This is a genomic window from Pseudomonas sp. DE0010, from assembly GCF_007680745.1.
Classification (GTDB): domain Bacteria; phylum Pseudomonadota; class Gammaproteobacteria; order Pseudomonadales; family Pseudomonadaceae; genus Aquipseudomonas; species Aquipseudomonas parafulva_B.
The window spans coordinates 40,055-66,032 of the sequence record NZ_VEJQ01000017.1; the positions used below are offsets into that span (position 1 = coordinate 40,055).

The 25,978-nt window shown below is 60.6% G+C and carries 23 protein-coding genes; 8 read left to right on the top strand and 15 right to left on the bottom strand.

Annotated elements, in window-relative coordinates:
- Positions 1 to 20: 20 nt before the first annotated feature.
- The 4 genes from FS767_RS14140 to FS767_RS14155 form a co-directional block, all read right to left on the bottom strand.
- A complete protein-coding gene (locus tag FS767_RS14140; RefSeq protein ID WP_058605188.1) occupies positions 21 to 755 on the bottom strand; it encodes an amino acid ABC transporter ATP-binding protein in 735 nt (244 codons plus the stop codon).
- Positions 752 to 1,423 (bottom strand): amino acid ABC transporter permease, encoded by a 672-nt coding sequence (locus FS767_RS14145; protein WP_023535230.1) that lies wholly within the window; start codon positions 1,421 to 1,423, stop codon positions 752 to 754. The genes FS767_RS14140 and FS767_RS14145 overlap by 4 nt, the downstream gene beginning before the upstream one ends.
- Positions 1,424 to 2,170 carry an amino acid ABC transporter permease gene (locus FS767_RS14150; RefSeq protein WP_058605186.1) on the bottom strand — a complete coding sequence of 249 codons (747 nt, stop codon included), beginning with the start codon at positions 2,168 to 2,170 and terminating at the stop codon, positions 1,424 to 1,426.
- Positions 2,171 to 2,312: 142 nt separating this feature from the next.
- Positions 2,313 to 3,230: a glutamate/aspartate ABC transporter substrate-binding protein gene (locus FS767_RS14155; protein WP_144966345.1), complete on the bottom strand. Its 918-nt coding sequence runs from the start codon at positions 3,228 to 3,230 to the stop codon at positions 2,313 to 2,315.
- Positions 3,231 to 3,613: 383 nt separating this feature from the next.
- Here FS767_RS14155 and FS767_RS14160 point away from each other — a divergent pair, with 383 nt between their 5' ends.
- A complete protein-coding gene (locus FS767_RS14160; protein WP_256674271.1) occupies positions 3,614 to 7,672 on the top strand; it encodes an NEL-type E3 ubiquitin ligase domain-containing protein in 4,059 nt (1,352 codons plus the stop codon).
- Between the two features lie 28 nt (positions 7,673 to 7,700).
- Here the strand turns inward: FS767_RS14160 and glpD are convergent, their stop codons facing one another.
- The 4 genes from glpD to FS767_RS14180 form a co-directional block, all read right to left on the bottom strand.
- Positions 7,701 to 9,230, bottom strand: a complete 1,530-nt coding sequence (gene glpD, locus FS767_RS14165; protein ID WP_144966349.1) for a glycerol-3-phosphate dehydrogenase — start codon at positions 9,228 to 9,230, stop codon at positions 7,701 to 7,703.
- A 202-nt stretch (positions 9,231 to 9,432) separates the two neighbouring features.
- The gene (locus FS767_RS14170; RefSeq protein ID WP_144966351.1) at positions 9,433 to 10,188 is read right to left on the bottom strand and encodes a DeoR/GlpR family transcriptional regulator; all 756 of its coding nucleotides are present in this window, start codon (positions 10,186 to 10,188) and stop codon (positions 9,433 to 9,435) included.
- 128 nt (positions 10,189 to 10,316) lie between these two features.
- Positions 10,317 to 11,816, bottom strand: a complete 1,500-nt coding sequence (gene glpK / locus FS767_RS14175) for a glycerol kinase GlpK (RefSeq protein WP_144966353.1) — start codon at positions 11,814 to 11,816, stop codon at positions 10,317 to 10,319.
- Between the two features lie 48 nt (positions 11,817 to 11,864).
- Entirely contained in the window at positions 11,865 to 12,716 is an 852-nt protein-coding gene (locus tag FS767_RS14180) for an MIP/aquaporin family protein (RefSeq protein ID WP_144966355.1), read from the bottom strand.
- A 298-nt stretch (positions 12,717 to 13,014) separates the two neighbouring features.
- On the opposite strand from FS767_RS14180, the gene ybaK reads away from it, so the two are divergent.
- Positions 13,015 to 13,485 (top strand): Cys-tRNA(Pro) deacylase, encoded by a 471-nt coding sequence (ybaK, locus tag FS767_RS14185; RefSeq protein ID WP_144966357.1) that lies wholly within the window; start codon positions 13,015 to 13,017, stop codon positions 13,483 to 13,485.
- Between the two features lie 80 nt (positions 13,486 to 13,565).
- Here ybaK and FS767_RS14190 read toward each other — a convergent pair whose 3' ends face one another.
- Together FS767_RS14190 and argF are read right to left on the bottom strand one after the other, a co-directional pair.
- Positions 13,566 to 14,675 (bottom strand): ABC transporter ATP-binding protein, encoded by a 1,110-nt coding sequence (locus tag FS767_RS14190; protein ID WP_058605179.1) that lies wholly within the window; start codon positions 14,673 to 14,675, stop codon positions 13,566 to 13,568.
- Entirely contained in the window at positions 14,672 to 15,592 is a 921-nt protein-coding gene (gene argF / locus FS767_RS14195) for an ornithine carbamoyltransferase (RefSeq protein WP_058605178.1), read from the bottom strand. The genes FS767_RS14190 and argF overlap by 4 nt, the downstream gene beginning before the upstream one ends.
- Before the next feature lie 369 nt (positions 15,593 to 15,961).
- Between argF and FS767_RS14200 the strand changes: the two genes are divergently transcribed.
- Together FS767_RS14200 and grxD are read left to right on the top strand one after the other, a co-directional pair.
- Positions 15,962 to 18,070, top strand: a complete 2,109-nt coding sequence (locus FS767_RS14200) for a molybdopterin-dependent oxidoreductase (protein ID WP_144966359.1) — start codon at positions 15,962 to 15,964, stop codon at positions 18,068 to 18,070.
- Positions 18,071 to 18,161: 91 nt separating this feature from the next.
- Positions 18,162 to 18,497: a Grx4 family monothiol glutaredoxin gene (grxD, locus tag FS767_RS14205; RefSeq protein ID WP_023535214.1), complete on the top strand. Its 336-nt coding sequence runs from the start codon at positions 18,162 to 18,164 to the stop codon at positions 18,495 to 18,497.
- Positions 18,498 to 18,550: 53 nt separating this feature from the next.
- Here grxD and bfr read toward each other — a convergent pair whose 3' ends face one another.
- Both bfr and FS767_RS14215 read right to left on the bottom strand, forming a co-directional pair.
- Positions 18,551 to 19,024, bottom strand: coding sequence for a bacterioferritin (gene bfr / locus FS767_RS14210; RefSeq protein WP_058605176.1), 474 nt, complete (start codon positions 19,022 to 19,024; stop codon positions 18,551 to 18,553).
- A 199-nt stretch (positions 19,025 to 19,223) separates the two neighbouring features.
- On the bottom strand, positions 19,224 to 19,442 hold the full coding sequence (locus tag FS767_RS14215; protein WP_027915349.1) for a bacterioferritin-associated ferredoxin: 219 nt from the start codon (positions 19,440 to 19,442) through the stop codon (positions 19,224 to 19,226).
- 219 nt (positions 19,443 to 19,661) lie between these two features.
- Between FS767_RS14215 and FS767_RS14220 the strand changes: the two genes are divergently transcribed.
- The gene (locus FS767_RS14220; protein WP_023535284.1) at positions 19,662 to 20,264 is read left to right on the top strand and encodes a peroxiredoxin; all 603 of its coding nucleotides are present in this window, start codon (positions 19,662 to 19,664) and stop codon (positions 20,262 to 20,264) included.
- An 88-nt stretch (positions 20,265 to 20,352) separates the two neighbouring features.
- On the opposite strand, the gene rnt is transcribed toward FS767_RS14220, so the two are convergent.
- Together rnt and pyrC are read right to left on the bottom strand one after the other, a co-directional pair.
- The gene (rnt, locus tag FS767_RS14225; RefSeq protein ID WP_027915348.1) at positions 20,353 to 21,021 is read right to left on the bottom strand and encodes a ribonuclease T; all 669 of its coding nucleotides are present in this window, start codon (positions 21,019 to 21,021) and stop codon (positions 20,353 to 20,355) included.
- Positions 21,018 to 22,064 carry a dihydroorotase gene (gene pyrC / locus FS767_RS14230; protein WP_144966361.1) on the bottom strand — a complete coding sequence of 349 codons (1,047 nt, stop codon included), beginning with the start codon at positions 22,062 to 22,064 and terminating at the stop codon, positions 21,018 to 21,020. Before pyrC ends, rnt begins: the two co-directional genes overlap by 4 nt.
- Positions 22,065 to 22,193: 129 nt before the next feature.
- Between pyrC and FS767_RS14235 the strand changes: the two genes are divergently transcribed.
- Both FS767_RS14235 and FS767_RS14240 read left to right on the top strand, forming a co-directional pair.
- Entirely contained in the window at positions 22,194 to 23,150 is a 957-nt protein-coding gene (locus FS767_RS14235) for an OmpA family protein (protein ID WP_144966363.1), read from the top strand.
- 121 nt (positions 23,151 to 23,271) lie between these two features.
- Positions 23,272 to 24,489 carry an argininosuccinate synthase gene (locus tag FS767_RS14240; RefSeq protein ID WP_058606061.1) on the top strand — a complete coding sequence of 406 codons (1,218 nt, stop codon included), beginning with the start codon at positions 23,272 to 23,274 and terminating at the stop codon, positions 24,487 to 24,489.
- Positions 24,490 to 24,538: 49 nt separating this feature from the next.
- Here FS767_RS14240 and FS767_RS14245 read toward each other — a convergent pair whose 3' ends face one another.
- Complete coding sequence (locus FS767_RS14245; RefSeq protein WP_144966365.1) at positions 24,539 to 24,997, bottom strand: hypothetical protein; 459 nt, start codon at positions 24,995 to 24,997, stop codon at positions 24,539 to 24,541.
- A 337-nt stretch (positions 24,998 to 25,334) separates the two neighbouring features.
- On the opposite strand from FS767_RS14245, the gene FS767_RS14250 reads away from it, so the two are divergent.
- Positions 25,335 to 25,958 carry a response regulator transcription factor gene (locus FS767_RS14250; protein ID WP_144966367.1) on the top strand — a complete coding sequence of 208 codons (624 nt, stop codon included), beginning with the start codon at positions 25,335 to 25,337 and terminating at the stop codon, positions 25,956 to 25,958.
- Positions 25,959 to 25,978: the final 20 nt, after the last annotated feature.

Sequence of the window (25,978 nt, forward strand, 5' to 3'; positions counted from 1 at the left end):
AGCGGCTCGATGAGGCAGGATCAGTGCTGAAGGATCTTGCTCAGGAAGTGCTGGGTGCGTTCGTGACGGCCTTCGGGGTTGCCGAAGAAGTCTTCCTTCTGGCAATCCTCGATGATGTGCCCCTTGTCCATGAAAATCACGCGGTTGGCCACTTTGCGGGCAAAGCCCATTTCGTGGGTCACGCACATCATGGTCATGCCTTCGTGGGCAAGCTCGACCATCACGTCCAGCACTTCGTTGACCATCTCCGGGTCCAGGGCCGAAGTGGGTTCGTCGAACAGCATGACGATCGGGTCCATGGACAATGCCCGCGCGATGGCGACCCGTTGCTGCTGGCCGCCGGACAACTGACCGGGGTGCTTCTTGGCGTGGGCACTCAAGCCGACGCGGTCGAGCAGGGCCAGGCCCTTCTTGGTGGCTTCGGCTTCACTGCGGCCCAATACCTTGCGCTGGGCAATGGTCAGGTTTTCGGTGATGGTCAGGTGGGGGAACAGCTCGAAATGCTGGAAGACCATGCCCACGCGCGAGCGCAGTTTGGGCAGGTTGGTCTTGGAATCGGCGATCGAAGTGCCGTCGACCACGATGTCACCTTTCTGGAAAGGCTCCAGCGCGTTCACACACTTGATCAGGGTGGACTTGCCCGACCCCGAAGGCCCGCACACCACCACCACCTCACCTTTCTTGACCTCGGTGCTGCAGTCGGTCAGCACCTGGAAGTCCCCGTACCACTTGTTGACGTTCTTGATGGAAATCATACGGTGATCCTTTTTTGCAGGCGCTTGACCAGCCACGAAGCGGAGAAGCTGATAATGAAGTACACGACGCCGGCGAAGATCAGGAACTCATGGGAGCGCCCGATGATGTCGCCGTTGGAGCGTGCCGAGTTGAGGAAGTCGACCAGGCCTACCGTGTAGACCAGGGACGTGTCCTGGAACAGGATGATGCTTTGCTGCAGCAGCAACGGTGTCATCTTGCGGAACGCCTGGGGCAGGATGATCAGGCGCATGGTCTGGCCATAAGTCATGCCCAATGCCTGGGCTGCGCCCATCTGGCCTTTGGAGATCGATTGCACACCGGCACGCACGATTTCGCAGAAGTAGGCCGCCTCGAACATCATGAAGGCGACCACGCAGGAGGTGAAGGCCCCCACAGGCGTGTCCTGTCCGGTGATCCAGCGCAGCACGAACGGCACCGCCAGGTAGAACCAGGTGATCACCAGCAGCAAGGGGATAGAGCGGAAATAGTTGACGTAGGCGCCGGCCAACCTGGACAGCAGTTTATTTGACGACAGGCGCATCAGCGCCAGCAGGGTGCCCAGCACGATGCCGCCGATGACGCCCATCACCATCAGTTGCAGGGTCATGGCCATGCCATCCCAGAGGGCGGGCAGGGCGGGGATGATTTCGCTGAAATCCAGGTCCATTTACTTGCCCCCTACAGAGATCAGGCCAGGTACGGCCACTTTCTTCTCGACGACGCGCATGAGCAGCATCAGGCCCATGTTGAGGGTGAAGTAGATCAACGTGGCCAAGGTGAACGCTTCGAACAGGTTGGCCGAGAACTCGGCGGTCTGCTTGGTTTGCGCCAGCAGTTCCATCAGGCCGATCAGCGACGCCACCGAGGAGTTCTTGAACACGTTCAGGAATTCGGAGGTAAGTGGCGGGATGATGATGCGGAAGGCCTGTGGCAGCAGCACATTGGTGTAGATCTGCGACAGGCTGAAGCCCATCGCCCGCGCTGCCGATTCCTGGCCACGTGGCAGGGCCTGGATGCCGGTGCGTACCTGTTCGCAAACCCGTGCGGCGGTGAACAGGCCCAGGCACACGACCACACTGATCAAGGCCGACGTAGTCGGGTTCAAGTCCTGCTTGAACCATTCCTGCAGCCCCTCTGGCAGCAGGTCCGGCACCAGGAAGTACCAGATGAACAGCTGCACCAGCAAAGGCACGTTGCGGAACAGTTCGACGTAAGCGGTGGCGATACCGGAAACGAGCCGGTTCGGCACGGTACGCATCACGCCCAGGATCGACCCCAGCAGCAAGGCGATGATCCAGGCGGAAATGGCGATGGCGATGGTCCACCCCAGGCCGGTGATGTACCAGTCCAGATAGGTTTCGCTGCCCACGCCAGTGGACTTGAAGAATACGCCCCAGTCCCAGTTGTAATTCATCGGGATTTCCCCTCAGACGATTGTTTCACGGGCACCTTCCAGCTTCCGAGGGCAAACTGCCCTCGGATGAAAGGTTAGACACTAACGGGGAGCCTGCCGGTTTAATTCGCGCCTTGCAGCGCGGCAGGCTCCAGGCTGGGGGTCAGGATTTCTTCTCGTCCGCCGCCTTGTCGGTCGGCTCGGCGATCAGCTTCTTGAGCTCGTCGCTCATCGGGAACTGCAGGTTCAGCCCTTTTGGTGGGATTGGCTGTTGGAACCACTTGTCGTAGCTCTTGTTGACTTCACCGGACTTGAAGTAGCCAACAATCGCGTCATCCACGGCCTTCTTGAAGGGCTCATCACCCTTGCGCACCATGCAACCGTAGATTTCATAAGATTGCGGCGTACCGGTGATGACCCAGTCCGACGGCTTGCGAGCCTTGGCCATTTCGCCAGCCAGCAGCGCGTCGTCCATCATGAAGGCCACGGCGCGGCCGCTCTCGAGCATGTTGAAGGCTTCACCGTGGTCCTTGGCGGAGATCACGTTCATCTTCATCTGCTTGTCGGCGTTCATGGCCTTGAGGATGCGCTCGGAGGTCGTGCCTGCGGTGGTCACTACGTTCTTGCCAGCCAGGTCTGCGAAGTCCTTGTAGGACGGCTGACCGTCCTTGACCTTGGTCAGCAGACGGGTGCCAACCTCGAAGATACCCACCGAGAAGCTGACTTGCTGCTGACGCTCGACGTTGTTGGTGGTGGAGCCGCACTCCAGGTCGACGGTGCCGTTCTGCACCAGCGGGATGCGGGTCTGGGAGGTGACCAGGTTGTAGCGGACCTTGATGTCGGTACCCAGTTGCTTCTTCAGGGCCTCGACGACGGCCAGCTGGATGTCGTGGGAGTAGCCTACAGGCTCTGGCTTGCCAGCCAAGTAGGAAAACGGGATGGAGGAGTCGCGGTGGCCCAGGGTGATGGTGCCTGAATCCTTGATCTTCTTCAGGGTGCCGGTGAGTTCTTCGGCCATGGCCGGCGAAGCGATTACAGCAGCCGCGATGGCGGCGCCCAGCAATTGACGAACGATACGCATCAAATTTTCCTCGACGTGTTTGTTTTTTTTATGGAGCCGTTGGCGGACTCTTTCGTTCAACGGATACGGCAGCTGTTGCATCCGGTTGAATGAATATGAGCAGAAGTCGTGCCAAGGTCCGTGAAGCATGTTAGCCCCGCTGAAAGCGAGGGCGTTAGCCTTGTTCAACTAATTCGAGTTTTTCAACAGGGTCGGAAATTCGAATGACCCTCATTTTTATGTTCGGTTATCCGAATGAGTGCTCACCTTTGTACACCTAGCCATATGTAACACCTGCCCATGACAGCCCGATGTTCTGCTGCGCCATTTTCCAGACTAGAGGAAGATCCGTGGCAGATAATGCACTACCTCACGTTTGCGTTGATGCATTTGTGGCGAACGCCTTGCCGGCTTGGCTAACCAGCGCTGACCCAGACCTGCTGAGCACATTCCACCGGGCGCTCGATCTTGAACAGTTGTCGAGCGAGGCGGTCAAGGCGCGTTTGAAAACGCTGCCCGGGCTGGAGACCTTCGCGCGCCCTTTACTTCAGGAGGCGCTGCGAGCCAGGGGCTTGGGTGAGGTGAATATAGACACCGCCCAGGTAGCGCTGCATGACAAGGTTGCGATGCCCAGTGCCGCGCCTCGGCTACAGACCCCCATGAGGGCGCTTTACAGCAAAGAATCGCTGCTGGTGGCCGCGCTGCATAACTTTCATGAAAGCGAGACCTTTCCCGGCCTGCACCGGCGCGCTCACTTGCAAGAGGCAAACGGCACTGTACTGCCGCTCTCCTTCGAAGCGTTTGCTCGCCTCTGCCGGCAGTTGGACCTGGGCGGGCAGTACCAGCAGCAGCTGCGTACGTGCTTGTTCCCCAAGGCGCGCCCCCCGGCACCCGCCGATTTTGGCCAGCGTGCGGTAGAACAGATTTTCGAGGAGCGTCTACGTGCGGCACTCGATGTTGCAGTCAGGATGGCCAGGCTCAAAGGGCAGTTGACCGAGCAAGACTACCTGGCACTTCTGCCACTGATAGCCCAGAAGCCGACCGTACCGGCCGTGACTCAGGGGTTCCAGCCGTTCGAGCTATTTGTCCTGGGCAAGCCCGTTCAGCGTTGCCTGGTCATTGAGCTTCGCGCAGCGGCCAATGGGCCCATGCACGGCTTGATAAGCTGGTTTTCCGATGACCCGGCCGAGCCCATCGGGCGGCATGCGGACTGGACCGGGTTGTACGAGCATCTCGGCAAGCGGCTGCGGGAGCGTAGATACACACAGTATTTCGCCAGCTTGATTGCCCAGCGCGAGCGGCCCGCGTTCCTGGCCCAGTTGGCGCAGTTGAAAAAATCCCCTGATGGATCTGCACCGCTGGCTATCGATGGCCGACATTTCGCAATAGAAGGCTCTGTCTTTGCCTCCCTGCGCAAGCGCTTGCTCGATGCAATGATCGACGATGCCCGAGTGCTGGCCGTCCCTACGGGCGACTTGACCCAACTTGAGCGGCACGAGCGCATCGCTGCCTTGAAAGGGGCGGGCCTCGATGTACTCACCCTGGCCGCGCTGTTCGTTCCCGGCTTGGGCGAAGTCTTATGCGTAGCCGCAGCCGTGGACGTCGCGCGCGAAGTCTATGACGGTTATGAGGCCTGGCAGATTGGCGACAGGCAGCAAGCGCTGGCCCATGTGTTCAATGTGGCGCAGGTCGTGGCCACCGGCGCGGTGCTGGGTGCTGCGCAATCCTCGATCGGCGGCACGCTCGAACGCATCGGTTTGGTAGACGGTCTCACGCCGGTCATGGTGGGCAACAGGGGATTGCGTCTGAAAAAGATGCCGGTGTCGGCCCACAACCTGGAGCATCCGGGTGAATTGATGCGCAGTTTTGGCGCCGATCTTGAGCAGGTATCCAACCTGGATGCCGACGCGCTGATGCAGGTCACGGGTCTGTCGCCTGAACACTTGCGCAGCTTGCGTTTGCACGGGGAGCCGGCGCCAGCACGGCTCAGGGAGGCGCAGGCACGGCATCTGCTGCATGGCCAAGGGCCGACATCCGAGCCGTTGGTCGAGCAAGCGCTGGCGCTTTCAGTGGGCGAGCCAGGCGTTGGCGTGGATACGCTCACTCGCGACTTCACCGGCCTGTCAGTGCCACTGGCGCAAGAAATCGTGGAATGCGCGACCACCGAACAACTGGCGACGCTGATGAGCGGCAAGGTACCCCTGCCGCTTGCTGAGCGAGCGCGTTGGGCCGTGCGTGAAAGCCGCATCGATCGCGCGCTGTTGGGGTTCGAACATGAGCATGCCGCCAACCTGGACACACTGCGCCTGGCGCTGGCGCTGATCGATGAAGCATCCCCATGGCCCAAGTCGACACGTATCGAAGTACGCTTGGGGGAGGCTCAGGGCCAGCTGGTGGCCTCCCACGGCCCGGCTGGCGCACAGCGCACCGAGGTGATCGTGCAGACCAGTGGGGGATATCAGTTGCAGGCACGTCCTATACAGGCCGGCGACCAAGGGCTGCTGGCATGTTTGCTGCAAACCTTGGATGAATCCCAGAAAACCGCTTTCGGCGGCTCATCGGTTTCCACAGCCGAATTAGGGGAAAACCTGCTGCACAAGGCGGCTGCCGACCGGGGCAAAACGGCCCAGTCGCTGGGCATGACAGCGCTGGGTGGTCGCTTCAACCCGCCTGGCCGACTCCAGGATGGTCGTATCGGTTATCCCCTCAGCGGGCGGGGCGAGAGCAGTCGGCAAGCACTGCGCCGGGGCATACACCGCATCTACCCGACACTGACCGAGAGCCAGATGGACGCTTACCTGGCGCAGTTGACCGAGCACGACGTTAATCTATGGGATCACCTGAGCGATCTCGAAGGGCGGCTGGCACGTCTGCGTCACTCCCTCGCCTCCTGGGAGCGCCAGGGCAATGGCTTCATTGAGGGGCGCCGCCGACGCAGGGTGGCCACCCACATTCGACGCGCTTGGCGACGCAAGACGGTCGCGTCCGAGAACGATGAGTATGTGCTGCAGATAGAGGGTGAGCAGGTGGGCACGCTACCTGGCCTGCCTGATGACATCGATTTCAATCACGTAAGGCAATTGGCCTTGCGCAACCTGGCGCTTACCCATGTCAGCGACGAATTTCTCAAGCGTTTCCCGCACGTGCAGGTGCTCGATTTGCGCGGCAACCAGTTGACGCAGCTGCCGGCCAGCCTCGGTGATCTGGAGCAGTTGCGAATACTGCGCCTTGATGACAATCGGATCGTACTGCAACTCGACAGCGAGACGGTGCTGAGCAGGCTGACCCACCTGGAGCACATTAGCTTGAGCGGTAATCCGATCGGCCGAGTACCGAACCTGTCTGCCCTGCGTCATCTACGTACGATTTCACTGCGCAACACGGGCCTGATGAACATCCCGCAGCGCCATCAATTGCTGTGGCGCGGCCTGATGGACATCCGGGAAAACCAGATTCGTGAGGTCAATGAGCATCTGCAGATACTTGGTGACCGTATCCAGCAACTGTCCCTGCACGACAATCCGTTGGACGAAGCCAGTCAGCAAGCACTCGCCACTGCAAACGAGGGCTCGCTCGCCCCGCGCAACCATGTCCAGTTGTCCATTGACGACGAGCTGCGAGACAGCTGGATTGGGCCGGCCAAGCCAGCGACACGCCATCGCTATGAACGCATCTGGAGCGCACTGCTCGACGATGAGGGGTCGGCCGATCTCTTCCGATTCCTCGCCGACTTTGCCGAGTCTGACGATTTCGACGAGCGACCGCAGTACTACCGCGCACGCATATGGCGCATTCTGGAGTTGTGTGCTGAAAGTACGGATGTCCGCGAATCGGTCTACCTTCAGACCCAAGGTCCACAGACCTGCGAAGACCGCTTGTTGTTGCTGCTCAGTCAACTGGAGGTGAGGGCGCATATCGCCATACATACGGCTGGGGCGAGTGCCGGGCAGACTGAGCGCGAACTCTTGCGACTTGGTCGTTCGCTGTACCGCCTGGACCAAGTGGATAGCATCGCCGCTCGGCACATCGAGCAAATGCGACGCGATCCCTATGCGATGGTGGATGACATCGAGGTGTACCTGGCTTATCGGGTCAATCTGGCGAGTCGCTTGGGGTTGCCGGCTCAGCCGAGCTACATGAACTACCCGGAATTCAGCGATGTCAGCAGTCGGCAGGTCAGGCTGGCCGCAGACCAGGTACTGGCGGGCGAAAGTCTGGATGTGCTGGCCGCAGCGCTGGCGCAACGCGAGTTCTGGCAGTCGTTTGTGCGCAGCTATTATCGCGAACGTTTCGAGGCGCTAGCGGCACCGTTTCACGAACGGCTTGAGGCCGCCGAGCGCACCGCCGGCGAGCACGGGGAGCAGGGCTATCTACAGCAAGCTGCTGCCTTGAAGGCTGAACTCGATGCCCAGGAGCAGGCGCTTTACCATGAGCTCGCCATTGAGGCCTACAACCGCCTGTGAGCATGGGCTGACAGGCGGCGCACCTGGGTCAGGCGGCGTGGCTGCGCTGCGTTGCCTTTTCCAGGTACTGGGCGAGCGTGTTCTGTTCCGCCTCCGTGGTAAACAGCCCAAGCTTGGTACGACGCCACAGGATATCTTCAAGGCAGGTTGCCCACTCATGCTCGCACAGGTAATCCACCTCGCGGGCAAAGAGCCCCGCACCAATGGCCTGACCCAGGTCCTGCGGGCCTTCGACGCCTGCCAACAGTGTCCAGACGCGGCTGCCATAGGTGCGTGCCCAGCGCTGGGCAATGGCCGGGGCGAGCCAGGTATGCCGAGCAAGCAAGGCTTCTTCAAGTGCCTGCGGCGTGGTCATGTTCTCACCGCCCGGCAGGGTTGCTTCGGCTGTCCAACTGCCGCCCATCTGGCTGAAGAACGGCTTGAGTTCGGCCATGGCCGATTCAGCCAGCTTGCGGTAGGTGGTGAGCTTGCCACCGAAGACCGAGAGCAGGGGGGCTTCACCGTGGGCGCCGGACAGTGCCAAGGTGTAGTCACGGGTAACGGCAGACGGGTTGTCCGACTCGTCATTGCACAGGGGGCGAACGCCTGCATAGGTGCTGAAGATGTCACCGCGCTGCAGCTGGTGATTGAAGTGGGCGTTGACCACCTTCAGCAGATAGTCGGTTTCCTGATCGGTGATCGCCACCTTGGCAGGGTCGCCTGTGTATTCACGGTCAGTGGTGCCGATCAGCGTAAAACGATCAAGATACGGAATGCAGAAAACGATGCGCTGGTCTTCGTTCTGCAGAATGTAAGCGTGCTCGCCTTCATACAGCCGGGGGACGATCAGGTGACTTCCCTGAATCAGGCGAATGCCGTAAGGAGCGTCCAGTTTCAGGTCGTTCTTGATGAACTGCGCAACCCATGGGCCGGCGGCGTTCACCAGCCCTTTGGCCCGCACCGTCCGGGTGCTGCCGTCGGCGTGCTGCACATCCACTTCCCAGATGGCGCCGACACGCCTGGCGCCCAGGCACAGTGTCTGGGTGTGAATATGCGCGCCATGTTCACGGGCGGCCATGGCGTTGAGGACCACCAGGCGAGCGTCGTCAACCCAGCAGTCGGCATATTCGAAACCGCGGGTGATGGCCGGCTTGAGCGCGGAGCCCGCGCCAAATCGCAGGCTGCGCGAGGCGCCCAGGCGCTTGCGCTTGCCCAGGTGGTCGTACAGGAACAGGCCAGCACGGATCATCCAGGCAGGGCGCAGATGGGGGCGGTGGGGCAGCACGAAACGCATGGGTTTAACAATGTGCGGTGCCTTGGCCAACAGGACTTCGCGTTCGGCCAGGGCCTCGCGTACCAGACGAAACTCGTAATGCTCAAGGTAGCGCAGACCACCGTGAATCAGCTTGCTGCTGGCCGACGAGGTGTGCCGCGCCAAGTCGTCTTTTTCACACAGAAAGACTTTCAGGCCGCGGCCAGCAGCGTCGGCGGCGATGCCCACACCGTTGATGCCACCGCCTATCACCACCAGGTCATAGCAATCGGCGACGGGAGCGCTGGTCGAATCGGGCTGGGACACAGGGGAGGCCTCCTGGAGCAATTTGCATCGAAAGTGAACATTTATGTTCGTTTCCGAAAATACTAGCGCAAGCGAACGCGACTCGCCAGTCCGTATTCATAGAAAATACTGATCAGGTGACAAGCAAATGAACATTAACGAAAAAGCCCGTAGGGGCGCGGGCTTGTGACACACCCACGGTGGCAGCGCCGGTGGAGTCAACCTAAACCACTTCGACACGCACCTTGTGGTCATTGAGCAGTTGTACCAGGGCAGGGGTTGGGGTCTGATCAGTCACCAGGCAGTCGACCAGGCTGATGGCGCCCAGGCGCACCATGGCATTGCGCCCGAACTTGCTGGAGTCCGCAGCCAGGATCACCTGCCGAGCATTGGCGATGATCGCCTGGGATACGCGCACTTCCTGATAGTCGAAATCCAGCAGGCTCCCGTCTTCATCGATGCCGCTGATACCGACCAGGGCGTAATCGACCTTGAACTGATTGATGAAGTCGACACTGGCCTGGCCTACGACGCCGCCGTCACGGCGCACGGTACCGCCTGCCACCAGGACCTCGAAGTCATCCTTGGACGCCAGGATGGAAGCGACGTGCAGGTTGTTGGTGATGACCTTGAGTTGGCTGTGGTTGAGCAAGGCACGCGCGATGGATTCGGTGGTGGTGCCGATATTGATGAACAGCGAGGCATGATCGGGCACCTGCCGAGCGACAGCCTCGGCGATGCGCTGCTTTTCATCACGCATCTGGTCGGCGCGCATGGCATACGCCGTGTTCTCAACGCTTGAATCGTAGGCTGCGCCCCCGTGGTAACGGCGCAACAGGTCGAGCTCTGCCAGTTGGTTGATGTCGCGGCGGATCGTCTGCGGGGTAACGACGAACAGCTGCGCCATTTCCTCGATACTGACGTAGCCGCGGTCGCGGACCAGTTCGAGGATTTGTTGTTGGCGTGGAGGCAAATTCATGGACGTCCTTCGGAGCAGCCTGACAAATGCTGCAATGATGCCGTAGGACGGGGATGACGACCAGCGTGGAGTCCGAAGGGTGGATCCGGCGCAGACCCTGAAGCGGACTGCGCCATTGCCTACGGTGATCAGACGTCGTGGTCTTCCCAATCGCGGGTGCGATCGACGGCTTTTTTCCAGCCACCGTACAATTTCTCTTTTTGCGCTTCATCCAGTTGCGGGCTGAACTCCCGCTCGATGATTGCCTTGTTGCGCAATTCGTCCAGGCTGCTCCAGAAACCGCAAGCCAGGCCCGCCAGGTAGGCTGCACCCAGCGCCGTGGTCTCGCGCATCTTGGGACGCTCGACGCACGTGCCGAGGATATCGGCCTGGAACTGCATCAGGAAGTTGTTGGCCACGGCGCCGCCGTCAACCCGCAGTTCAGACAGGCGTTGGCCGCAATCCTGCTGCATGGCATCGAGCACGTCGCGGGTCTGGTAGGCGATGGACTCCAGTGCTGCGCGGATGATGTGATCCACCTTGACGCCGCGGGTCAGGCCAAACAGCGCGCCGCGGGCATAAGGGTCCCAGTAGGGGGCGCCAAGGCCAGTGAAGGCAGGCACCAGGTAGACGCCATTGCTGTCCTTGACCTTGCTGGCGAAGTACTCGGTATCCAACGCGTCATTGACGATCTTCAGTTCATCGCGCAGCCACTGGACCGTCGAGCCGCCGTTGAACACGGCCCCCTCCAGGGCATAGGCCACTTCACCGCGCGGGCCACAGGCGATGGTGGTCAGCAGGCCATGGGAGGAAGTGACGGCCTTGTCGCCCGTGTTCATCAGCAGGAAACAACCAGTGCCATAGGTGTTCTTCGCCTGCCCCGGTTCCACGCACATCTGCCCGAACAGGGCCGATTGCTGGTCCCCGGCGATGCCGGCGATGGCAATGCCACTTTTGGTATGCCCATAGACCTCGGAGGAGGAGCGCACCTCTGGCAGCATTTGCGCAGGGATGCCCAGGATGTCGAGCAGCTTTTCATCCCACTGCAGCGTGTGGATGTTGAACATGAGGGTTCGCGAGGCATTGGTGTAGTCGGTGACATGCACCTTGCCGCCGGAAAACTTCCAGATCAGCCAGGTATCGACGGTGCCGAACAGCAGCTCTCCACGTTCGGCGCGTTCCCGGGCACCGTCGACATTGTCCAGGATCCACTTGAGCTTGGTACCGGAAAAGTACGGGTCGGTGACCAGGCCCGTGGTTTCACGGATGTAGTCCTCAAAGCCGTCGCGCTTGAGCTGGGCGCAGATTTCGGTGCTACGCCGGCATTGCCAGACGATGGCGTTGTACACCGGGCGGCCAGTCTCCTTGTCCCAGACAACGGTGGTCTCGCGCTGGTTGGTGATACCCAGGGCCGCGACCTGGGCATGGCTGATGCCAGCTTGGGCCAGTGCTTCGACCATGGTCGCACTCTGGGTGGCGAAGATTTCCATGGGGTCGTGCTCGACCCAACCTGCCTGCGGATAATGCTGGACGAACTCACGCTGGGAGGTGCCGACCACATTGGCGTCGCGGTCAAAGATGATCGCACGCGAACTGGTGGTGCCCTGGTCCAGGGCGATGATGTACTGCTTGTCCTGAGTGTCTGTCATGGTGTTGGCCTTGCAAAATAGGGGTCGTGGCGGGTCTGTCTGCCGTGCTCAGTTGACTTGCGTATCGCCTTGGCGACCGTCGCTTGCCGCAGGCGTGGGCGTTGGAGCTGCGGGCAAATTGCGGGCAATCAAGCCACGGTAGGTGGCAGCACCCAGGCAGGCGCCGATGATAGGGCCGAATATCGGCACCAGGAAGTAAGGCACAGCTCGGCCGCCGGTAAAGGCGATTTCGCCCCAGCCTGCCAGGAACGTCATGATTTTCGGGCCCAGGTCGCGTGCCGGGTTCATGGCGAAGCCAGTCAAGGGCCCCATGGCACTGCCAATCACCGCGATCAGCAGGCCGATCAGCAGCGGCGCCATCGGGCCGCGGGGCAGGCCGTTGTTATCGTCGGTCAGGGCCATGATGACGGCCATGAGGATCGCCGTGATCACCACCTCCACCAGCAGCGCTTGCGCCGTAGACAAGGAAGGGTGGGGATAGGTCGAGAAAACCGCTGCCAGGTCCAGGCTGGATTCACTACCGCGCAGCATGGCGTGCGCTTGTTCGAAATCGAAGAACAGGCTGCTATAGAGGGTGTAGACCAGCGCCGCGCCGCTGAAGGCACCACACACTTGGGCAAGCATGTAGAAAGGCAGCTTGCGCCGCTCGAAGCCGGCGAACAGGGTCAGCGCGATGCTGACGGCAGGGTTCAGGTGAGCACCGGAGATCCCGGCGGTGAGGTAGATGCTCATGCTGACGCCCACCCCCCAAATGATGCTGATTTCCCAGAGTCCGAAGCTTGCGCCTGCGACCTTGAGCGCGGCGACGCAGCCGGTACCGAAGAAGATCAGCAGCGCAGTACCGAGGAATTCGGCCAGGCACTGACTGGACAGCGTGGGTTGGCCTTGGGCAATTGTCATGTATGACCTCGTTGTTTTTGTTGTGAGTCGCGCGGGGCTCGACAGCAAGGCCCGGACCTTCCGGATGGTCCTGGGCGGAAATGAGGTGCACCGTGACGGTGCACCCCCGGCATTCAGAAACGAAAAAATATAGACAAGAAACGCTGATGTCAAAGGTCGAAAGTGAACGGTCAGTCACGTTTTGGGCAACGGTCGCCAGCGTGACGCCCCATTGTAGAGCGGGGCGCACGGGCTTCTTGGCTGGGATGTGGGAATTGACCTAAAGTAGCTGCCGATCTGTCTTACACCGGAACTTCGTATGACGCCCGCTCTGGACCTGCTGAAAAAGCATCACGCGCACTATCACGTTCACAGCTACGAGCATGACCCCAAGACAGCGTCCTATGGACTGGAAGCTGCAGATAAGCTCGGCCTGGACCCGCAGCAGGTATTCAAGACGCTGCTGGCTTGTAGCGAGAAAGGGGAGTTGCTGGTGGCGGTGGTGCCTGTGGTGGGTACGCTTGATCTCAAGGCCTTGGCGCATGCGGCGGGGGTGAAAAAGTGCGAGATGGCCGACCCGGTCAAGGCGCAGCGGGCAACAGGCTATCTGGTAGGAGGAATCAGCCCGCTAGGGCAAAAGAAACGTCTGCGCACCTTCATCGACGAGGCGGCGCAGCGTTTTGCGACTATCCATGTGAGCGCTGGACGGCGTGGGCTGGAGGTGGAACTGGCGGCAACGACCCTGGCCGAGCATACCCAGGCCACCTTTGCCAGCATTGGCAGAGCGTGATGCAAGTGCCCATTCATCCTTGCTACCGGCTCGGGTTGAGCCGGTAGCGGGCCCGCTCAAGACGTAGCCCGGGCCTGGCGTCAGTTCGGCCCACTGTGGCGACGAACGCCTGTTGCCTGCTGCACCGTCTGGGTTGCAATGCTGCCTGGCACCGGAAACACCACCAAGTGATCGGCTTTTACTGCGATGCCCACCTCTTCTCCTGGCTGACGATCCACATGGCTGGTGAAGATCGCTTCGAGCTGGCTGCCGGTGGGGAGTTGCAGGCGGTACAAGGTCGAGGCGCCGAGAAAACTCTTGCCCACGATCACTGCGCGCAACGGGCTGTCGGGGGCATGCACGATGTCATCCGGACGTAGCAACACATCCACCGAGCTGCCGGCAGCCATGCGATAGGCGCGGTTGCCTCGCAGCTCGCCCAGCTCGGTGCTGACGGCTTCCACACTGGTCATCTGGCCACGGATGAAATAGCCCTGGCCGATGAAACTGGCCACGAAAGGTGTCTGCGGTTCATGGTACAGGTTGTAGGGTGTATCCCACTGCTCAAGCCGGCCTTCCTTGAACACCCCAACCTGATCGCTGACCGCGAAGGCTTCTTCCTGGTCATGGGTGACCAGGATGGCGCTGGTGCCGCGCTGCTTGAGGATATCCCGCACCTCGTGGCTGAGCCTGCGACGAAGCTCCACGTCAAGGTTGGAAAACGGCTCGTCCAGAAGCAGCAATTGCGGCTCTGGCGCCAACGCCCGTGCCAGTGCCACCCGCTGCTGCTGGCCGCCGGACAGCTCGTGAGGGTAACGGCCACCAAGCCCACCCAGCTTGACCAGGTCCAGCATCTCGTCGATGACCGCCGCCTGGCGCGGGTGCTTGGCGATGCCGAAGGCGATGTTCTGCGCCACCGTCAGATGGGGGAACAGGGCATAGTCCTGAAAGACCATGCCGATGCGGCGCTTCTCCGGCGCCAGGGTAAAACCGGCCTTGGAAATGACGTTGCCGGCCAGTTGGATTTCGCCTTCGTGCACCGGCTCGAAACCTGCGATGGCCCGCAAGGTCGTGGTCTTGCCGCAGCCGGACGAGCCCAGCAGGCAGCCAATGTCGCCTGCATTCAGATGCAGGTTCAGGTTCTGGACGATGCGCTGGTCGCCATAGCCGCAGGCAAGGTTGCGCAGGTTGAGCAGTAGAGGTTGACTCATGCGTGGTGGTAAGCCGGTTCGACAAGAAATTCCAGAAGTGCCTTTTGTGCATGCAGACGGTTCTCAGCTTGATCCCAGGCGACCGAACGGGGGTCATCGAGCAGATCATGGCTGATTTCCTCGCCACGGTGGGCGGGCAGACAATGCATGAACAAGACGTCGGGTGCTGCCAGGTCGAGCATGTCGCGGGTGACCTGGTACGGCGCGAAATGCGCCAGGCGACGAGCAGTTTCCTCCTCCTGGCCCATGGAAGTCCAGACGTCGGTGGTCACCAGGTGGGCGCCTTTTACCGCTTCACGGGGATCGCGCACGATCTGCACGTGCTCAGCGCCGATGGCCAGGAACCGTGGGTCGGGCTCATACCCCTCGGGGCAGGCGATGCGCAGCTGGAAACCGAACTGCCGGGCCGCTTCGATGTACGAGTTGCACATGTTGAAGCCGTCGCCGATCCACGCGACGGTCTTGCCCTCGATTGCCCCACGGTGCTCAAGGAACGTCTGCATGTCGGCCAGAAGCTGACAGGGGTGCGACTCGTCCGACAGGGCGTTGATCACCGGTACGCGGGACTTGGCGGCAAAGTCGGTCAGGGTGCTGTGGGCGTGGGTCCGTATCATCACCACGTCGAGCATGCTCGACAGGACAATGGCGCTGTCGCCGATCGGCTCGCCCCGGCCCAGTTGGGTATCGCGCGGGGACAGGAAAATGGCCTGGCCGCCAAGCTGGATCATCCCGGCTTCGAACGATACGCGGGTACGGGTCGACGATTTTTCGAAGATCATGCCCAGCACACGGCTCTTCAGCGGCTCGAACAGCACGCCGCGCTTGCGCAGGTCCTTCAGCTCGATGCCGCGGCGGATCACCCCGAGCAATTCGTCGGTGGTGAAGTCCAGCAGGGAGAGAAAGTGCCTAGCGCTCATGATTGACTACCTTATCTGCAACAGTATGCAGGCCGACCGTGCGGTTTTTTTTGACAACGGCGGTGACCTGCGGCGTAAGCCGCACGGGGCGGACGAATAGGGAAAGGCGCAATACTATAATTAAATGTCGCCTGAAACCAAGGGGTGAAACCACTTGGCACCCCCGGCGATGTTGCAAGGGGTTTCGCAGGGCACTGTATCGCTGTGTTTTATTTGCTACGGCTGTTTGTACACGGCTTGAGGGCACATTGGCAAACAGGCAGGGCCTGCCGTATGAGTGATAAAGACCAATTCACACCGCAAAGCACGCTGGCTCCTGTACAGGGCTGAGTCCATAGTCGAGCCATCAATACAATGAGGCATGCGGCCATGACCCGTACCCTGCACCACCGTGCTTGTCACCTGTGTGAAGCCATTTGTGGTTTGAACATCGTGCTGAGCCACTCGCCTGGCGAACCTGCCCGGATCGAGTCCATCAAGGGCGATCCTCAGGACCCCTTCAGCCGCGGCCATGTCTGCCCCAAGGCGGTGGCACTGCAGGATATCCAGAATGATCCTGACCGGCTGCGCCAACCCCACCGGCGCGTGGGCGACCAGTGGCAGGCGATTGGCTGGGAGGAGGCATTTGAGCTGGCCGCCGAGCGCCTTTGGCGCGTGCAGCAGGCCCACGGCAACAATGCGGTTGCCGTGTATCAAGGCAACCCGAGTGTGCACAACTATGGGTTGATGACCCATGGCAACTACTTTTTAGGGCTGTTGAAGACCCGCAATCGCTATTCCGCCACATCTGTGGACCAACTGCCCCAGCACCTGGTCAGCCACCTGATGTATGGCCATGGGCTGCTCCTGCCGATTCCGGACATCGACCACACCGATTTCATGCTGGTGCTGGGCGGCAACCCCTTGGCCTCGAACGGCAGCATCATGACGGTTCCCGATGTGGAAAAACGCCTCAAGGCCTTGCAGGCCAGGGGCGGACGTCTGGTGGTGATCGATCCGCGGCGCACTGAAACTGCGCTCATCGCAGACAACCATTTATTCATTCGGCCGGGCGGCGACGCGGCCTTGTTGTGCGCGCTGCTCAACACCCTGTTCGAGGAGGGCCTGGCACGCGGCTCGCATCTGCCGATTACAGGGCTGGCCGATGTCCGCGCCGCCCTGGCCCCCATGACGGCCGAGGCCATGAGCGGCCTGTGCGGCATCCCGGCGCAGGCCATTCGCCAGTTGGCGCGTGATTTCGCCGCCGCCGACAAGGCGGTGTGTTACGGGCGCATGGGGGTATCGACCCAAGTGTTCGGCACGCTCTGTCACTGGCTGGTGCAACTGATCAACCTGGTCACCGGTAACCTTGATCGCAAGGGCGGGGCACTGTGCACCGAACCTGCGGTGGACGTGGTGGCGAGCACTTCGGGTGGCCACTTCAACGCCTGGCAGAGTCGGGTCTCGGGCCTGCCAGAGTACGCCGGAGAACTGCCGGTGGCGGCGCTTGCCGAGGAGATGCTGACCCCGGGTGAGGGGCAGGTCCGCGCCCTGGTCACGGTCGCGGGCAATCCCGTACTGTCGACGCCCAACGGGCAGCAATTGGACAGGGCACTGTCGGCGCTCGACTTCATGCTCAGCATCGACCTGTACATCAACGAAACCACGCGCCATGCCGATCTGATCCTGCCATCGACTTCAGCCCTGGAAAACGATCACTACGACACCACCTTCAACCTGCTGGCGGTGCGCAATGTGAGCCGGTTCAACCGAGCGATTTTGCCCAGGCCCGAGGGCGCCCTGCACGACTGGGAAATCTTCGTCGGCCTGGCCAAGGCGTATGCGCGCCGTGCCGGGCGTGAGCTGCCGCCGACCGTAGCGCCAGCGCAGATGATCGACAAAGCCTTGCGCATTGGGCGTTATGGACAGGCGACGCCCTGGCAGCTGTCTCTCGAAACCCTCGATGCACACCCTCATGGGTTGGACCTGGGCCCCTTGCAGGCCAACCTTACCCATCGCCTGGGCACGGCGAGCAAAACCGTCGAGGCAGCGCCGCGTGTGCTGCTCGATGACTTGCAGCGTCTGGCCCAGCAGGCGCCGCCAGAAACCGGGCAACTGCTGCTCATAGGGCGGCGTCACGTACGCAGCAACAATTCCTGGATGCACAACTATCACAGGCTGGTCAAAGGGAAACCGCGCCATCACTTGTTGATGCACCCCGATGACCTGCGCCAGCGCCAACTGCAGGATGGCCAGCAGGTCAGGGTGCGCTCGCGAGCAGGGGCGGTGCAGGTGCAGGTACAGGCATGCGAAAGCATGATGCCAGGGGTGGTAAGCCTACCCCATGGCTTCGGGCATGGTCGTCACGGTGTGCGCCTTCAGACCGCCCAGGCACAGCCCGGCGTCAGCGCCAACGATCTCACTGACGAGCTGCTGCGCGACTCGGTCTGCGGCAATGCTGCGCTCAATGGCGTTCCGGTGCACGTGGAAGCCGCTTGAGCCTTGGCAAGGCCGAGCATGCAGCTCGGCTTTCCGTTACAATGCGTCACCGTGCCGACGCCCGTGTCGGAAAGTCAAGCCGAGGTGCTACATGGATATCATCGAAACGATCAAAGAGCAGATTGCCAACAACACCATTCTGCTTTACATGAAGGGCTCGCCGAATGCGCCGCAGTGCGGCTTTTCGGCCCGTGCCTCCCAGGCAGTGATGGGTTGCGGCGAGAAGTTCGCCTACGTCGACATCCTGCAGAACCCGGAAATTCGCGCCAACCTGCCCAAATATGCCAACTGGCCAACCTTCCCCCAGCTGTGGGTCGGTGGTGAGCTGGTCGGCGGTAGCGACATCGTGCTGGAAATGTTCGAAAAGGGTGAGCTGCAGACCCTGATCAAGGATGCCGCCGCCAAGGCGAAGGCTGCCGAAGCGTAAGAAATGCGCTCCAAAAAAAACCCGCCATTGGCGGGTTTTTTTGTGTTGGCGTCTTATTCTTCGCCCATCTGCGACTGCAGGTAATTTTCGATACCAATCTTGTCGATCAAGCCCAGCTGGGTTTCCAGCCAGTCGATGTGCTCTTCTTCAGACTCCAGAATATCTTCCAGCACGTCACGCGAACCAAAGTCACCCGCTGTTTCGCAGTGGGCAATGGCCGCCTTCAGGTCGATCAGGCCTTTCTGCTCGATTCGCAGGTCGCACTCGAGCATCTCTTTGGTGTGCTCGCCGATCAGCAGCTTGCCCAAGTCCTGAACATTGGGAATACCTTCGAGAAACAGAATACGCTTGATCAGTTTGTCAGCGTGTTTCATTTCGTCGATCGATTCTTTGTATTCGTGCTTGCCGAGCTTGTTCAGGCCCCAATCTTCGTACATGCGGGCATGGAGGAAATACTGGTTGATTGCGACCAGCTCGTTTCCGAGGATCTTGTTGAGATGCTGGATGACGCTGATGTCGCCTTTCATTGGGGTTCCTGCCCTGTCGAAGTGTGCCAATACAGGGAAGTTTGAGCCTGATGCCCGGGCCTGTCAAACCTAAGTAATTGAATAATAAATGAAAATTAATAGGAATAAGAATGTTTGTGAACCGCGTTGGCGCGCTAACTCGTTGAATTAAGGCGAAAAAAAACCGGACGCATGGTCCGGTTTTCGTCAAATCTGGGTATTAGGCAGTGGTGAATTCTACCGGATAGGGCAGGGCGGCCTGGCTGACCTGAAGTTTGGTCAGTGTCTCGCGCACCACTTCCTTAGCCAGGCAAGCGCACTTGCCACACTGGCTGGCGACATTAGTGGCGGCTCGGACTTCCTTGTAGCTGCAGCATCCTTCATAGATCGCATCGCGGATCTGTCCGTCGGTGACGCCGACACAAAGACACACATACATAGGGCTGACCATCGCTGGCGGGTTCGATGGGTTGGAGCTTAATGTGAATGAGAATGCTTGTCAAAGTGGTTTCAGAAGGCATTTGCTCCGGGTGACCAGCGGTCGTGCGCTCAGCATTCGGCCTGTCACCGTAACCTGTGTATGATGGTCAACCTTTGTTGCATGTCGGGTCGGCGACTCGGCCTGGCAATGGTTCTTCACTCACATCAGGAGATAACAATGAGCGTACTCGTTGGCAAGAAAGCCCCCGATTTCACCGTACCTGCCGTACTGGGCAGCGGCGAGATCGTCGACAGCTTCAACCTGGCCTCGGCCATCAAGGGCAAGTACGGCCTGGTGTTCTTCTACCCGCTGGACTTCACCTTCGTCTGCCCGTCCGAGCTGATTGCTCTGGACAACCGCATTCCTGACTTCCAGGCGCGCAACGTGGAAGTGATCGGCGTATCGATCGATTCGCACTTCACCCACAACGCATGGCGCAACACCCCCGTCAACAACGGCGGCATCGGCCCGGTCAAGTACACCCTGGCTGCCGACATGACCCACGAAATCTGCAAGGCCTACGACGTAGAGTCCGAAGGCGGCGTGGCCTTCCGTGGCGCCTTCCTGATCGACACCAACGGTGTCGTGCGCTCGCAGATCATCAACGACCTGCCGCTGGGCCGTAACATGGACGAGCTGCTGCGCCTGGTCGACGCCCTGCAGTTCCACGAAGAGCACGGCGAAGTCTGCCCTGCCAACTGGAAAAAAGGCGACAAGGGCATGAACGCATCGCCAGAAGGCGTTGCTGCCTACCTGAGCGAGAACGCCGGCAAGCTGTAAGCCCGCGTCGAGCACAAAAAAACCGGCCATGATGGCCGGTTTTTTTTGGCCAGCCGCACTGGCTTGGCCTGAACCTGGAACGCGCGGATCAATCCTGGCGCCAGCCGCCCATGTCTTTCCAGCGGTTGACGATACCGCAGAACAGCTCAGCCGTTTTTTCGGTGTCGTAGCGTGCCGAGTGCGCCTCGCGACCATCGAAGTCGATGTCGGCGCTCTGGCAAGCGCGAGCCAGTACGGTCTGCCCATAGGCGAGCCCTGCCAGGGTGGCCGTGTCGAAGCTCGAGAACGGGTGGAACGGGTTACGCTTGAGGTCGTTGCGCGCTACCGCCGCGTTAAGGAAACCCAAGTCGAAACTGCTGTTGTGGCCCACCAGGATGGCGCGCTTGCAACCATTGGCCTTGAGCGCCTTGCGGATGCCTCGGAAGATATCCGTCAGGGCCGTTTCCTCGCTCACCGCCATGCGCAGCGGGTGGTCGAGTTTGATGCCGGTGAACTCCAGCGCCGCGGCCTCGATGTTGGCGCCTTCGAAGGGCTCTACCCGGTGAAAATAGGTATGTTCGGGGAACAGGAAACCCTTTTCGTCCATGCCAATGGTGACGGCAGCAATTTCCAGCAAGGCGTCGGTGGCGCTATTGAAACCACCAGTCTCCACATCCACCACCACGGGCAGGTAACCCCGAAAGCGTTCGGCCATCGGGTGACGGTGACCACCGCTGCCAGAGGATTCAAGTTCATCTTCGTACAGGTCTTCGCTCACGCGTGTTCCTCCAGCAGGCGCCAGCGCAGTGTTTCGCCGGCGCGAAGCGGAATCACGGTTTGCTCACCGAAGGGCAGGCTTTCTGGGGCCGTCCATTGATCACGAACCAGGGTGATGGTGTCGGTGTTGGCTGGCAAGCCGTAGAAAGCAGGGCCGTGCAGGCTGGCAAAGCCTTCGAGCTTGTCCAGAGCGTTGCGCTGTTCGAACGCCTCTGCATAGAGCTCGATGGCCGCATACGCGGTGTAGCAGCCAGCGCATCCACACGCCGCTTCCTTGGCGTGGCGGGCGTGGGGAGCCGAGTCGGTGCCGAGGAAGAACTTCGGGTTGCCGCTGGTGGCGGCATCCAGCAACGCCACCTGATGCGTGTTGCGCTTGAGGATGGGCAGGCAATAGAAATGCGGCCGTATGCCGCCCACCAGCATATGGTTGCGGTTGTACAGCAAGTGCTGCGCGGTGATGGTGGCGCCAACGTTGGCCGAAGCCTCGGTCACGAACTGGGCCGCATCGCTGGTGGTAATGTGCTCGAAGACCACCTTGAGCGAGGGGAAGCGCTCGACCAGGCGGCGCATATGCTCGTCGATGAAGCGCTTTTCACGGTCGAACACGTCGATCTCGCTGCGCGTGACTTCGCCGTGCACCAGCAATGGCATGCCGACTTCAGCCAGCGCCTCGATAGCCGGGAAGATGTTGTCGATGCTGGTCACGCCAGAATCGGAATTGGTGGTGGCGCCTGCCGGGTAGAGCTTGGCGGCATGCACGATACCGCTGGCCTTGGCATCTCGGATGTCTTGTGGGGTGGTGCGGTCGGTGAGATACAGCACCATCAACGGCTCAAACCGACTGCCAGCCGGGCGAGCAGCCAGAATACGGTCACGATAGGCCCCGGCTTCGGCGGCATTGCGCACCGGCGGCACCAGGTTGGGCATGATGATGGCACGGGCGAAGGTGCGCGCCACATCACCAACGGTGTGAGGCAGGACGGCACCATCACGCAGATGGATGTGCCAGTCGTCGGGGCGCAGGAGGGTCAGGCGATCGGACATTGAGGATTCCAGGCGGGTCGAACTCAAGCCGTAATGCTACCGGAAAAGCCCCTCCAGAGCACAGGTATCAAGTTTTCCCGCGGCCGCCCGATAGCGTAAAGGTGAGTGTCGAATTATGTGGAGCCCGCCGTGCGCCAGCGTTACCTAGCCCTGTTTATCGTGTTTGCCAGCGTGCCGGCCGGTGCCTTAACGTTCCAGACACGCATGGAGAGCATTGCCTGGACGGTGGAGGGTGACGCGTTCGAATGCCGGCTGACCCAGCCGATAGACGGTTTCGGAAGCGGTGAGTTCGTACGCCGTGCCGGTGAGCAACCGGTGTTCCGCCTGCGCTCACAGACCAATGCGATGGGTGCCGGCGGTGCCACCTTGCTGGCTGCCGCAGCGCCCTGGCAACCTGGGCGCGGGGACATCAACCTGGGCAATGTGCGCATGGCACGTACCGGCGTGCTGTTCAACTCCTCCCAAGGCCAGGCCAGCCGCTTGATCAACGGCCTGCTCGATGGCCGCAGCGCCGTGGTGCGCAACTTCGCCGGGGAGGGCGGGCGGGCAATGGAAGTGCGCGTGCTGCCGGTCAGTTTCGCCAAGGCCTACAGTGACTACCAGACCTGCGCCAGCAAGCTGCTGCCCATGAACTACGACCAGGTGCGTCAGACCCAGGTGGGCTTCCCCGGTGGCGGCATCGTGCTGGATCAGGCGGCCAAGGCCCGCCTCGATGTGCTGCTCGAATACATGAAGGCCGACCCCAGCGTCAATCAGGTGGCCTTGGACGGGCATTCCGACAACAGCGGCAATCGGTTGACCAACCGCGACCTGTCCCGCCGGCGGGCACTGGCGGTCGCCGATTACCTCATGGCCCACGGCGTGCCTGAAAGCCAGATAACCGTGCGTTTCCACGGCGAGCGTTATCCGCTGGCCAAGAACAATAGCGCCGGCAATCGCGCCCGTAACCGGCGGGTCAACATCGAGCTTGAGCGAGGCCCTGTCCAGGCGCAGCCCGCGCAAAAGGCGGTCGAGGACCCTGCGGCCCCCGCGCAGGCTGCAAGTGCCACCAAGCCGGTCCCGGACAAACCCGCCACTGCCAAGTAGCGGCCGTCGCGCCATCGACAATTCTTGTCGCTTTGTCGTCAGAAGCTGTCGCGCCTCTATAAATTGAGCCTCAACGCCGTTAGAATCGGGCCTTTTCCGTACAACCCCGTGGAGTGATGGCATGGCGGACGTAAAAAAGGTCGTACTGGCGTATTCCGGCGGCCTTGATACTTCGGTGATTCTCAAGTGGCTGCAAGATACCTACAACTGCGAAGTGGTGACGTTCACCGCCGACCTGGGGCAGGGTGAAGAGGTCGAGCCGGCGCGCGCCAAGGCTCAGGCAATGGGCGTCAAAGAGATCTACATCGACGATTTGCGCGAAGAATTCGTGCGCGATTTCGTATTCCCGATGTTCCGCGCCAACACCGTGTATGAGGGCGAGTACCTGCTGGGTACTTCCATCGCCCGTCCGCTGATCGCCAAGCGTCTGATCGAAATCGCCAACGAAACCGGTGCCGACGCCATCTCCCACGGCGCTACCGGCAAAGGCAACGACCAGGTTCGTTTCGAACTGGGCGCCTATGCCCTCAAGCCCGGCGTCAAGGTCATCGCGCCATGGCGTGAATGGGACCTGCTCTCGCGCGAGAAACTGATGGACTACGCCGAGAAGCACGGTATCCCGATCGAGCGTCATGGCAAGAAGAAGTCGCCGTACTCGATGGACGCCAACCTGCTGCACATCTCCTATGAAGGCGGCGTCCTGGAAGATACCTGGACCGAGCATGAAGAAGACATGTGGCGCTGGAGCGTTTCGCCCGAAAACGCCCCAGACCAGGCAACCTACCTGGAACTGACCTACCGCAACGGCGACATCGTCGCAATTGACGGCGTAGAGAAGAGCCCGGCCACCGTGCTGGCCGATCTGAACCGTATCGGCGGCGCCAACGGCATCGGTCGACTGGACATCGTCGAAAACCGCTACGTGGGCATGAAATCGCGTGGCTGCTACGAGACCCCTGGCGGCACCATCATGCTCAAGGCGCACCGCGCCATCGAGTCGATCACCCTGGACCGCGAAGTCGCTCACCTCAAAGACGAGCTGATGCCCAAGTACGCCAGCCTGATCTACACCGGCTACTGGTGGAGCCCGGAGCGGGTCATGCTCCAGCAGATGATCGACGCGTCCCAGGTCAATGTGAACGGTGTCGTGCGCCTGAAGCTCTACAAGGGCAACGTTACCGTGGTCGGCCGCAAGTCCGACGATTCGCTGTTCGATGCCAACATCGCCACCTTCGAAGAAGACGGCGGTGCCTACAACCAGGAAGACGCGGCGGGCTTCATCAAGCTCAATGCGCTGCGTATGCGTATCGCTGCGAACAAGGGCCGCTCGTTGCTCTGATTCAGCACGCCGCTCTGCAAAAACCCGGCCTAGTGCCGGGTTTTTGCCTTTACTCGAGCGGGCTGACTGAAAGCCGGACACATTGCCCTCTTGGCACATTGCAGAACTGCCAGGTGCGAGCCGGCTCAGGCGCTTGGGCGAGCGCTTGCAACAACTCCTTTTCCATCAACTGACTTGCCTCTGGCCCGCTGAACATGAAGGTCACCGGCTCGCCGTGCACGATTGCGCTGGCGGTCGGCAGGGTCGTGGACGTGATCTTCCGGGCGCTCTGCGCACTGTCCACTGATTCAACGCGCGATCCAGCAGGCGTATAGAAGGACTTGTAATTGAAGTTCAGCGTCAAGAAGAACAGGGCGGTCAGAAAGAAGGGAAAACCAACCAGGAACCATGTATACAGCGTCTGGCTGGCTTCACTAAGAAAGGGCAAGGTAGCCAGGGCGGAGGCTTCGATTATCCCCGCAAAGATGGCGACGATTGTCAGCGGAGCAACGGGTTGTGCTTGATTCATGGAGCCTTCTCCTGCGCTTTCGTACATCTATAACCTAGGACCTTGCTCAGCTAAACCCTGCACTGTTTCCCATGCCGGGCCTGAGCCTGCCATGCGCTTCAAGCGCCATGAGCAGGGTGTCAGTGGTTGATGTGAAAGTTGTCGGGAGTTGCCCTCTTGGAGTTCTTATCCGCTTTTAATAATTAGCTTGTAACAACTCTTCATCTTGTGCGTAGGAAACTTCCGTAAGTTTAGTAAGCCGTGTCTGTACGTCCGTTTCTAGGCGAAAACGCCGCGCCATGAGTTCTTCTCTCGGTTATCGTGGCCTGCCAATGCAACAGCAATGAATGGATATCGCATGAACAAAGTGCTTATCGTGGATGATCACCCGGTGATACGTCTGGCCGTACGCATGCTGATGGAGCGGCATGGGTACGATGTCGTCGCTGAAACGGACAACGGAGTGGCCGCGCTGCAACTGACACGGCAACATCTTCCCGATATCGTCGTGCTGGACATCGGCATACCCAAGCTCGACGGCCTCGAAGTCATCGGCCGCATGGCCAGTTCAAGCCCATGCAGCAAAGTACTCGTACTGACCTCCCAGGCACCCGGCAACTTCTCGATGCGGTGCATGCAGGCAGGGGCGGCAGGGTACGTGTGCAAGCAACAGGAACTGACCGAACTGCTCAGCGCGATCAAGGCGGTGTTGTCGGGCTATAGCTACTTCCCCAACCAGGCGCTGCATGCCTCGCGAGGGCGCAGTGGCAGCAGTGAAGCGGAAATGGTCAACCGCCTTTCGGCAAGGGAGATGACAGTGCTTCAGCAATTGGCGCGGGGCCGATCAAACAAGGAAATCGCCGACAGCATGTACCTGAGCAACAAGACGGTCAGTACTTACAAATCTCGGTTGCTGCTCAAACTCAACGCGCGGTCTCTGGTGGACCTGATCGAACTGGCGCAGCGACACGGGTTGAACTGAGGGTATGCAGAGCCTCCGGC